This is a genomic window from Micromonospora sp. DT4 (assembly GCF_049841675.1).
GTDB lineage: Bacteria > Actinomycetota > Actinomycetes > Mycobacteriales > Micromonosporaceae > Micromonospora.
On the sequence record NZ_JBNCKT010000065.1, the window covers coordinates 22,593 to 32,436 of the forward strand.

General features: G+C 71.3%; 9 protein-coding genes. All 9 read right to left on the reverse strand.

What is annotated here, in order from left to right; genetic code table 11:
- Positions 1 to 21: 21 nt before the first annotated feature.
- The 9 genes from ACLQ24_RS18735 to ACLQ24_RS18775 all read right to left on the reverse strand — a co-directional run bounded on the left by ACLQ24_RS18735 (position 22) and on the right by ACLQ24_RS18775 (position 9,454).
- A complete protein-coding gene (locus ACLQ24_RS18735) occupies positions 22 to 282 on the reverse strand; it encodes a hypothetical protein (RefSeq protein ID WP_425893007.1) in 261 nt (86 codons plus the stop codon).
- Complete coding sequence (locus ACLQ24_RS18740) at positions 272 to 1,795, reverse strand: ATP-binding cassette domain-containing protein (RefSeq protein ID WP_425893008.1); 1,524 nt, start codon at positions 1,793 to 1,795, stop codon at positions 272 to 274. The genes ACLQ24_RS18735 and ACLQ24_RS18740 overlap by 11 nt, the downstream gene beginning before the upstream one ends.
- Positions 1,796 to 1,937: 142 nt before the next feature.
- Entirely contained in the window at positions 1,938 to 2,846 is a 909-nt protein-coding gene (locus ACLQ24_RS18745; RefSeq protein WP_425893009.1) for a branched-chain amino acid ABC transporter permease, read from the reverse strand.
- A gap of 92 nt (positions 2,847 to 2,938) precedes the next feature.
- Positions 2,939 to 3,817: a branched-chain amino acid ABC transporter permease gene (locus ACLQ24_RS18750; protein WP_425893010.1), complete on the reverse strand. Its 879-nt coding sequence runs from the start codon at positions 3,815 to 3,817 to the stop codon at positions 2,939 to 2,941.
- 35 nt (positions 3,818 to 3,852) lie between these two features.
- Complete coding sequence (locus ACLQ24_RS18755) at positions 3,853 to 4,677, reverse strand: class I SAM-dependent methyltransferase (protein ID WP_425893011.1); 825 nt, start codon at positions 4,675 to 4,677, stop codon at positions 3,853 to 3,855.
- A 10-nt stretch (positions 4,678 to 4,687) separates the two neighbouring features.
- Complete coding sequence (locus ACLQ24_RS18760) at positions 4,688 to 5,896, reverse strand: ABC transporter substrate-binding protein (protein WP_425893012.1); 1,209 nt, start codon at positions 5,894 to 5,896, stop codon at positions 4,688 to 4,690.
- Complete coding sequence (locus tag ACLQ24_RS18765; protein WP_425893013.1) at positions 5,893 to 6,564, reverse strand: GTP-binding protein; 672 nt, start codon at positions 6,562 to 6,564, stop codon at positions 5,893 to 5,895. The genes ACLQ24_RS18760 and ACLQ24_RS18765 overlap by 4 nt, the downstream gene beginning before the upstream one ends.
- On the reverse strand, positions 6,561 to 6,983 hold the full coding sequence (locus tag ACLQ24_RS18770) for a roadblock/LC7 domain-containing protein (RefSeq protein ID WP_425893014.1): 423 nt from the start codon (positions 6,981 to 6,983) through the stop codon (positions 6,561 to 6,563). The genes ACLQ24_RS18765 and ACLQ24_RS18770 overlap by 4 nt, the downstream gene beginning before the upstream one ends.
- Positions 6,980 to 9,454, reverse strand: a complete 2,475-nt coding sequence (locus ACLQ24_RS18775) for a sensor histidine kinase (protein WP_425893015.1) — start codon at positions 9,452 to 9,454, stop codon at positions 6,980 to 6,982. The genes ACLQ24_RS18770 and ACLQ24_RS18775 overlap by 4 nt, the downstream gene beginning before the upstream one ends.
- Positions 9,455 to 9,844 lie beyond the last annotated feature (390 nt).

The following is a 9,844-nucleotide window of genomic DNA, read 5'->3' on the forward strand; positions in this document are numbered from 1 at the left end:
TCCTCGTGGAGTGGGTGGGGTTCATGGGCTCTGCGGCTGGGCTGGGCGGCCGGGTTCGTCGTCGATCCACTCCGGGTCGGCGTTGTGTAGGCGGGCGACACCGTCGGCGCTGGCGCAGAGGGTGAGTAGGTTGTTCCCTCGGTGCAGGCTGAAGCCGAAGGCGGTCCCGTCGGGCAGAGCCAGTCCCCAGCCCACGATCGTCGCGGGACTTTCCTCGTCGTCGGGGTAGGCGAGAAGCGCGAAGCGGCTCGGGAGCGGTGTCGCGTCGCTGTCAGTGCTCATGTCCGGCTCCGGTTGGGGTGACGCCGAGCAATTCGCCGAGGCGGCGGGCAAGAGGCTCGGCGGGGTGCGCGGTGGCGGTGGTGAGGGCGACCTGTCCGTGTTCGAGGACGACAACGTGGTCGGCGAGGGGCAGGACGAATGGGAGGTTCTGCTCGGCGATCACGACACCGACACCGTGGGCGGCGATCGCGGTGATCGCGGCAGCGATCTGCCGCACGACGGCGGGCGCGAGGCCTTCGGACGGTTCGTCCAGGAGCAGCACGCGGGGGTGGGCCAGCAGGGCTCGGGCGAGCGCGAGCATCTGTTGTTCGCCGCCGGACAGGTGCGCGGCGTGGTGGCCAAGGCGGGCCCGCAGCGCGGGTAGGAGGGCGAGGACGTGGTCTCGGCTCCACCGGTGGCCGGTGTCGCTGCCCTTGCCGGCCGACGCCCGCGCGACGGTGAGGTGCTCGGCGACGCTCAGGTTGAACAGTCGCCGGCCCTGCGGCACGAGGTTCAATCTGGCCTGGGCGATCCGGTGCACGTCGGCGGGCAGCGGGCGTCCGCCGAGCGTGACGGTGGTGGGCGGTGCGAACGGCACGAGTCCGGCCAGGGCGTTGAGCACGGTGGTCTTGCCGGCGCCGTTGCGGCCCAGCAGCGCCAGGATCTGCCCCTCTGATAGGTCAAGGTCGACGTCGTGCGCTGCGGGCGCACCGTGGTAGCCGGCCCGTAGTCCGCGAACACGCAGCAGTGGTCGCCGGCCGTCGCTGTGCGGCCTGGCTGTGGGCGGGGCCGGCGCTTCGGGGGTGGTGGTGAGGTAGGCGGCTTGGACGGCGGAGTCAGCGCGGATCGCGTCGGGGGTGCCGGTGGCGATGTGGTGGCCGTGGTGCAGGACGGTGACGGTGTCCGCGACGTCCCACACGAGGTCGAGGTGGTGATCGATCAGCAGGACCGTGACGTCTGGGGGCAGTGCCCGGATCGTCTGCACGAGCTGCGCGAGGTCGCCGGGGTCGAGACCGGCCGACGGCTCGTCGAGCAGCAGCAACCGCGGCGCGGTGGCGAGCGCGACCACCAGTTCCAGTCGTCGGCGCACCCCGTACGGCAGCGTGGCGGCGGGCCGGTGGGTGTATCCGGCGAGTCCGGCCGTGGCCAGGACCGCGTGCGCGTGGTCGGTGACAGCGCCGCAGCGGATGCGACCGGATCGGGCGCCGGGCGGGGTGCGGCGGCTGATGGCCAGGGCGACGTTGGCGGCGGCGGAGAGCCGACCGAACACGGCCGGGTGCTGGAAGGTCCGGCCGATGCCCCGGCGGGCACGGGCCGCCGGGCCGAGGCGGGTCACGTCGTGACCATCGAGGAGAACCCTGCCGCTGGTGGGGCGCACGCTGCCGGCGATGATCCCGAACAGGGTGCTCTTGCCCGCGCCGTTGGCGCCGATGACGGCGTGGCGGGCACCGGCTGGCAGGATGAGGCTGACATCGTGCAGGGCCCGCAGTCCGCCGTAGCGGCGGCCCACTGCGTCAAGGCGCACGAGCGTCACGACCACCACCGCCGGGAACCCGCCGGGTCAGTAATCAGCGGTGGTTTTGTCGCGGTCTTGCGTCGCGGGCCGGTGTTGCTGCCGCTGAGGTCGAGGGACGGCCCGGTCGGGTGGGGGCATCGCTGTGCCCATGGGTGAGTCCTCACGACGGTGTCCCTTCCACGGGTGTGCGACGCAGGCGTGTGGTGAGTGGCCGGCCGTAGGCGACGGCGAGGAACAACACGCCGAGCAGGGCGGGGGCGTGGCCGCCGGTGGCGCCGCCGAAAAGGTCGCGGGCGGTGACCACGGCAATCGCCCCGGCGACCGCGCCGGTCATGGTGCCGGCGCCGATCGCGGCGGCCAGGAGGGTGACGGCGGCGATCTCGAAGCCCAGGTCGGCGGGAGACACGTACCGGTTGACCGCGACGAGGAGCGCCCCACCGGCTCCCGCGAGCGCCCCGGCGGCCGTGTACCCAGCGGCGATTTCGACGCTGACGTGGTGGCCGAGGGCGGACATGCGGGCTTCGTGGTCGGCGCAGCCACGCAGGATCAGGGTGAGGCGGGAACGCATCAGCACCGCCACGGCACCGGCCAGCAGGGTGAAGCAGCCCAGCGTGTACCAGTAGACATACCCAGGGCCGGTCAGTGGCGCGGTGCCGGGCCAGACGGTGACCGGTGGGGTGTGGATCCCTTCGTCGCCGCCAGTGACGGTGCTCCATTGCGCGGCGGTGGTCGCGGCGAGGTTCTGCACCGCGAAGGTCACCATGAGGAACGCGGTCGCGCGGGTCCGCAGCACCAGCGGGGCCGTGGCGGCGGCCGTGACCGCGCCGGCGATGGCCGCGGCGGCGAGTTGCACCGGTCCGGCGGTGAGGCCCGCGTCGGCGAGTAGGGCCGCGGTGTAGGCGCCGGCGCCGAAGTACGCGGCCTGGCCGAACGACGGCAGGCCGGCGACGCCGACGAGCAGTTGGGTACTCATGGCCAGCACCGCGAGGACCAGGGCCGTGCTGGCCAGGGACACGGTGTACGCGTCGGTCAGGGCCGGCAGCAGCAGCGCGCCCAGCCCCACGCACACGGCACCACCTGCCCGGACCCCACGCCGCGGGCGCCCGGCCTCCGGCGGCGCCGTTGGGGGCGCCGGCGCGCTGGCGGTGGCAGTGGTGGTGGTCATGCTGGCCTCGCCATGGTCGGTGCGGCGGCCTGGCCGCGAAGCACGAGGACTGCGAACAGGGCGCTGAACAGGGCGAACGGGGCCACGGTGGCTGCGGCGAGCACACCGAGGGTTTGCACCTGTCCGACCAGCAGCGCCGCCGCGAGAGTCGCGGGAATCGACCCGGCGCCGCCGAGGACGACGACGATCAGCGACAACACCAGCACGCTGGTGTCGACTCCGGGGGCGGGGCCGAGCAGTGGCGCGCCGAGGACCCCGGCGGTGACGGCGAGCGCCCCGCCGACGGCGAGGGCCGCCACCCGCACCCGGCCCGTGCGGATACCGGTGGCGGCGGCCATGGCGGGGTCGGAGACGGTGGCGCGCAGCATCAGGCCCGCCGTGGTGCGCCGCACCACCCACTGCAGGGCGACCGCCACCGCGGCGGCGACGGCGATGAACACCAGCCGGTAGACCGGGTAGCCGTGCCCGGCGATGTCGACGCGGCCAGCGAGGACCATCGGCGGGTCGGCCGCCAGCGGGGCCGCACCGAACACGCCGGCGAGGCCGTCCGCGGCGAGGAACGCGATGCCGAGGGTGGCGAGGGCCTGGTCGAGGTGATCCCGTCCGGCCAGCGGGCGCAGCGCGGCGGCCAAGACGGCACCACCGAGGGCACCTGCTGCTACGCCGGCGGTGAGGGCGGCGATCAGGGCGATCAGGCTGCCGTCGGTGAGGAGGTAGGCGAGGTAGGTGCCGAGGAGGTAGAGCGTGCCGTGGGCCATGTTGAGTACGTCCATGACGCCGAAGACCAGCGCCAGGCCGGCGGCCACGACGAACAGCAGCAGCCCGAAGGCCACCCCGTCCAGCGCGGTCACCCCGTACGTTGCTACCTGTCCCACGGCACGTTCCCCTTTCCCCTCACTGGTGGTCTGGTTCAGTCCTCGGCCCGGCGGCCGACGCTGGTGACCATCGGGTACGACCACGCGAGGGTGCCCGGGTCCTCCATTGCGGCGCGCAGCGTCGCCAACTGTTCGACACTCACACCGCGCGCGAGCACCGCGGCCTGCATCTGGCGGCTGTTGCTGGCATGCAGCAGGCAGCCGGCTTCACCTCCCGTCCACAGCCGGTTGTGCACCTCGGCCTCGACGTCGACCAGGCCGGCGTCGCGCATGGCCACCGGCACCCGATGAGCCCAGCTCGCGGAGGCGCCGTTGTCGACAGCCAGGCCGACCAGCGCCGTCTGGAACGTCACGAACGCCTCGGCCAGGCCGGCGGCACCGCGCAGCAGCATCTCTTCGAGGTGGGTGCAGTCCCAGTCGGAGACCACCAGCACCCCACCGGGCTTGAGCGCCGCAACAGCACGCCGCAGCACCTGCTCGCGCTGCGGCAGGTGCATCAGCAGCAGCCGGGCGTGCACGAGGTCGTACTCGCCCTCACCGAGGTCGAGGGTGGTGACGTCGCCGGTGCGCACATCGATCAGCTCATGGGTGGGCACGTGGCGGGGGTCGGCGTCGATGGCGACGACCCGCCCGGCCGGGCTGACCTGGTCGGCGAGCCACCGCGCGACGCTGCCAGCGCCGGTGCCCAGATCGAGGCACCGCCACCCGGACTCCACTCCCGCGCGGGCGAGCACGTCGGTGGAGTGCCCGTCGAGGATCTCGGCGAGCAACCGCACCTGCCGGGCGGCGTCGATGGTGGCGTTGTCGAAGGTGTACCGGCCGTCGGCGGCCGTCGTGTCGGTGTCGGGTGCTGCGGTCATGAGAGGGCTCCTAGCTGCCGAGGGTGGTCAAGTTCTGCACGACGACGTTGGCGCGGGCGCGTCCGTCGTTCTCGACTCTGCGCAGGTACCAGGGCTGGATCGGGCTGTGGTTGGCGCCGAAGCGCCACTGCCCGCGAGGGCTGTCGATCGCGCCGAGGCGCCCGATCGCCATGTTGATCGACTGGCTTGTCGGCCTCTCACCGGCCGCGGCGATGGCCTGGTCGAGGACGAGCGCGGCGTCGTAGCCGGTGAGGTTGTAGAGGTTCGGGGCGGCCTGGTGCTTCTGCTGGTAGGCCGGGGCGAACGCCCGGTTGGCGGCGTTGTCGAGGTTCGCGGCGTAGTTCAGCACCGTCTGCACCCCGTCAGCGGCGGCACCCTCGGCCGCGAGGACGCTGCCCTCGGTGAGGAAACCCGCCGCGTACAGCGGGACCTTTCCCTTGAGTCCGGCCTGCGCGTACTGCTGCACGAACTGCACCGCGGCGGTGCCGGCGTAGAAGCAGTACACGGCCTTCGCGTCCGTGTCGGCGATCTTGTTGAGGTACGGCAGGAAGTTCGTCGTGGCCGGCCACGGCGTCCAAGCCGGTTTCCCACCGTCGTTGGCGAGTTTCCCGCCCGCCTTTTCGAACGCGTCGACGAATCCGCCGATCTGGTCGTAGCCGCCCTGGTAGTCCGGGCCGATGACGTAGACCGGCCCGGGAACAGCGGTGCGCACGTGCCCGGCGATCGCCTCCCCGGTCTCCCGGGACAACCACGAGGTGTGCCAGATGTAGGAGACGTCGGTCAACGTTGAGGGCCGGCCACCGGTGCCCACGAACGGGACTTTGCGTTCGGTGACCAGGGTCTTGATGGACTCGACGGCGTCGGCGCTGCCGGTCCCGGCGATTACCGCGACCTTATCCTTGTCGAGCAACTTGCGGGCGGCGTTGAGCGCGGACTGCTTGCCCTCCGCCTCGTCAGCGGTGATGACCTGCACCCGATGGCCGCCGAGCTGCCCGCCGTGGGAGTCGAGGTAGAGCTGCCAACCCCTGGCCAGGTCATCGCCGATCGCCTTGTAGGGGCCCGACTGCGGCACCATCAGACCGATCCTGATCGTGTCGCCGGCGGCGCTGCCGGAGTCGAGGCTCGAGCCGGAACAACCGGCCAGCACGGTCAGCATGCTCAGGGCGGTGACGGTCGCGAGCAGACGGGTGGAGTATCGACGGTTCACGGGGCTCCTCATCGGGGTTGGGGATGGGTGTCGGCGCGGGCATGCCGCAGGGCGATGACGTGCTCGACCAGGACGATCAGCGTTTGGCGGACTTGCGCCCGGTCGAGGGCGTCGCAGTGCAGCAGCGGGACCGTGTCCGCCACGTTGAGCGCCTGGCGCAGCTCCGCGTCACCGAATCGGGGCGCTTCGGGGAACGCGTTGATCGCGACGGCGTACGGCAGCCGCTGCTCGTCGAAGTAGTCGATGGCGGCGTAGCAGTCATCCAGGCGGCGGGTGTCGGTCAGGACGATCGCGCCGAGAGCACCCCGGCACACCTCGTCCCACATGAACCAGAACCGGTCCTGGCCGGGAGTGCCGAACAGGTAGAGGATCAGCGCGTCGTCGATGGTGATCCGGCCGAAGTCCATCGCGACGGTCGTCGTCGTCTTCCCCGGCACCCCAGCGGTATCATCCACCCCCACGCCGGCGCTCGTCATGACCGCTTCGGTGCGCAGAGGTGTGATCTCGGAGATCGCGCCGACGAAGGTGGTCTTGCCAGCGCCGAACCCACCCGCCACCACGATCTTCGCCGAGCTGACCCGCCGCCCACCGCCCACCGTGGGCCGCTCCGCCGTGGCGACGGACGGCGAGCGCGGATGGTGGAGCGCAACCGCTCCCACCGGCTGATAAGGACTCGTCATGCCTGCAGTACGGGTCGCTGGTCCGGCGTCAGAGCGGCACCGACCCGGTTGATCAACATGGCCATCTCGTAGACGACCTGGCCCATGTCCGCGTCCTTGCAGGCAAGGACGGTCAACACGGAGCCATCACCGATCGACATGATGGCCACCCGCCCTTCGGCCATGTCGACGACCGTCTGCTCCACCGTGCCGCCCGCCATCAGCGTGGCCATCCCGCTGGTCAGGCTGGCCATACCGGCGGTGCAGGCGGCGAGCTGGTCGGCGTTGTCCTTCGACAGCGTCGCGCTCTTGGCGATCAACAGCCCGTCGGTGGACACCGCGACGGCGTGCGCGACCCCCTGCGTGCCGCAAAGTTGATCGAGGAGGAAGTCCCACTGGTCGCGCTTCGAAGTAGTCGTGGGGGTAATCGGGCGTGTCATCGTGGGGGCTCCTCCGCGAGTGGGTGATGAGTACGTCGCCCGGCCGCGCCGAGCGCATGATCGACTGCCGCCATTCGCCGTCGCAACGCCTCCGGGTCGCGTAGCGGCCGAAGCGTCCGACGGGTCTGCGTCGGGATGGTCGGGATGACCCTTCGTCCGGGGCGGCGCACCGGCAGCCCGTGCGAGGTCACCTCACTCGCCGGCTGATGGAGGGCGGCCTCCGCGGCCGCCCGCCACTGCTCCGGCACAACAGGCCGCCCCCCGGCGGAGGTGTCCTCGGCCGTGGCGAACCAGGAATGGGCCGGCTCCCGCAGCACCTGCTCAAAGACCGGCAACGGCGGTGGTGGCCCTACCGCTGGCGCCGGCGTCAAGGGCAGCGCCTCGACCGCTTGAGGCCATGCCGGAGGCGGCGGTAGGGCCACCGGCGGCGTCGAGCGAGCCGACAGCGCCGGAAGCTCCCGGGTCCGTTCGTCAACCACCGCGCGTGGCGGTGCTGCCACCGCCGGGTCATTCGCTCCGGCGGTGCTGAAGTGACACGACGGGACGGTGAGATCAACACGGGTGCCCTCGCCGACGTCGGAGCGCAGCGCGACCGTGATGCCGAGGCGCTCGGCGATCCGGCCCACCACCGGCAGTCCCATCTGCTCGGTCGTCGCGCTATCCATCCGATGCGGATACGCCAACCGATCCCGGGCGGCCCGCAGAGCCGCCTCCCGCATACCGATGCCAACATCGCGGACCTGGATGTGAAGCAGATCTCCGACACGACCGCCCTCCACCATGACCGGGGTGTCCGGCGGGGAATACCTGGCAGCGTTGTCGATCACCTCGGCGAGCAGGTGCGTGAGGTCCTCGGCCACGTCTCGACCCACCAGAACGGCGTTGTCGACGAACCCGAGGTGCACCCGCTTGTAGTCGTCGACCTCCCCACCGGCGGCGCGCAACAGATCCGGCAGCGCGAGAGCCTCCGGTCGTGATCGGCCCGCACGTCCGCCCGCGAGAACCTGCAGATTGGCCACCATCCGACGGATCAGCGTCGCGACGTGATCAAGGTCGAACAGCTTCTCCAGCCGATCCGGGTCCTCCTCGTCACGCTCCAACGCGTCCAGGCTGACCATCATCCGATCCGCGCGTGACTGCAGCCGACGCGACAGCGACAGGATGAACGCCGCCACGGTGCCGCGAAGCGCAACCTGCTCGCCCGCGATCCGCACCGCCGCTTGGACAACGGTGTTGAATGCGTTCGTGAGCTCGCCCACCTCATCCCGGCCGTGCACGGGGATCGGCATCGCGGCCTCGGCCATCACCTCGTCGACGGTCGACTGGCTGGGATTGTCACCGGCCAGCTGGGCGACCATGCGAGGCAGCCGGTCCGTCGCGACCGCGATCGCTCCCGTACGCAGCCGGTGCAGCGAACCCGTCAACGAGCGGGTCACCCACCAGCCGACCGCCGCCATCACGCCCAGGCACACCAACACGGTCACCGACAGCGTGACGATCGTGCGCCGCTGCTGATCACGCTGCCGAGTCACCGCGCCCAGCAACTCGCCATCCAGCTCCCGCTCGGCGGCGTGCAGAAGATCCATGCGGGCATCCACGGCCGCTGCCCAACTGGACGCGCTGGCTCCCAACCGCAATGATTCGCCCGGCGCGGCGCGCGCGACCACGCCCTGCAAACGCTCGGCCGCGAGGACATCTTTACCGTTCACCCGGGCGTTGACCCGGGCCTGCCACGACTCTGGCGCGAGCGTGCGAAACGCCTGCATCGCCTCGGTAAAGCCGACATCCGCGCTGACGATCTCCTGCTGACCCGCCGGCGTCAACCGCCCCGCACCAGCAGACCGCACGACAGCGACCTGCATCAGCCCGAGCGCCTCAATGGCCTGCGACAGCGAGGCACTGGCACGCAGATCGTTACCCGTCCCCGAGTCCACCCCTACCTGGGACAGGCCCTGCCGGTAGGCGACGAGATCGGCCACGACCGCCCGGTAGCGGAACACCACCAGACTGGCGATGGCATCCGGCTCCGCTTGCACCTGCCGACGCAGCTTCGCCAAGCTGGCCAGCTGGTCGGTGAGGCGACGTAGCGGTCCCTGAAGACCCTGCGGAACCCGCACCCCCGCTCGCGCCCCGTCGAACTGCCGGGCAACCAGATCGGTGAGCGCAATTCGCCTGCGGTACTCCTCAAGCGTCGCCGCACTGCTGCCCCGGGCAAGAACCAGAGCCGCCGCCACCCGCTCACGCTGCAACTGCGCCGCGAACTGACTCGCCGCGCCACCCAGCGCCACCAACTGCCGTGCCTGCTCGGCCTGCGACGCAGCGGTAGCCGCACCAGCCGCCAAGACGCCCGTCAACGCCAGCGTCGCCACCAAGGGCAGCACCAACAACAGCGTCAACTTCGTGCGGATCCGCCTGTCCCGCCATCGAGGCAGCTTGAACGCCAATGGCTCCGCAACGGCTCGTCGGCTCACAGCGCCTCCGTGGTCGTGGGGCGGCGCGCCACCAACGCTCCCTGCCCGCACACACCGGCGGCACTCACACCCGATGCCCCAGACCCGAGCGCAGGGACAGTGCGCAGACCCAGCGAGGCACCAGGAGGCCGATCCGGTGACGTCGCGGCCGGCCTTCGCCTTCGGCCCAATCTCTGGACGAAGGCCACACCCGATTGGCCCACGGCGATCGGTGCCGCGCCCGCGGCGAGTACGTCGCGCATCTTGTTCGACCTCCTTCTGCACAGCGGCATCGCGGTCGTCATCGCCTGGACTCGCAGTCGGCGCAGCCGACCTAGGGCCTGTCTTGTGGATCATGGTTGGTGGGGTAGGAACATCACGGGTGTCCGGAGTGTTACCCGAGCGCTATGT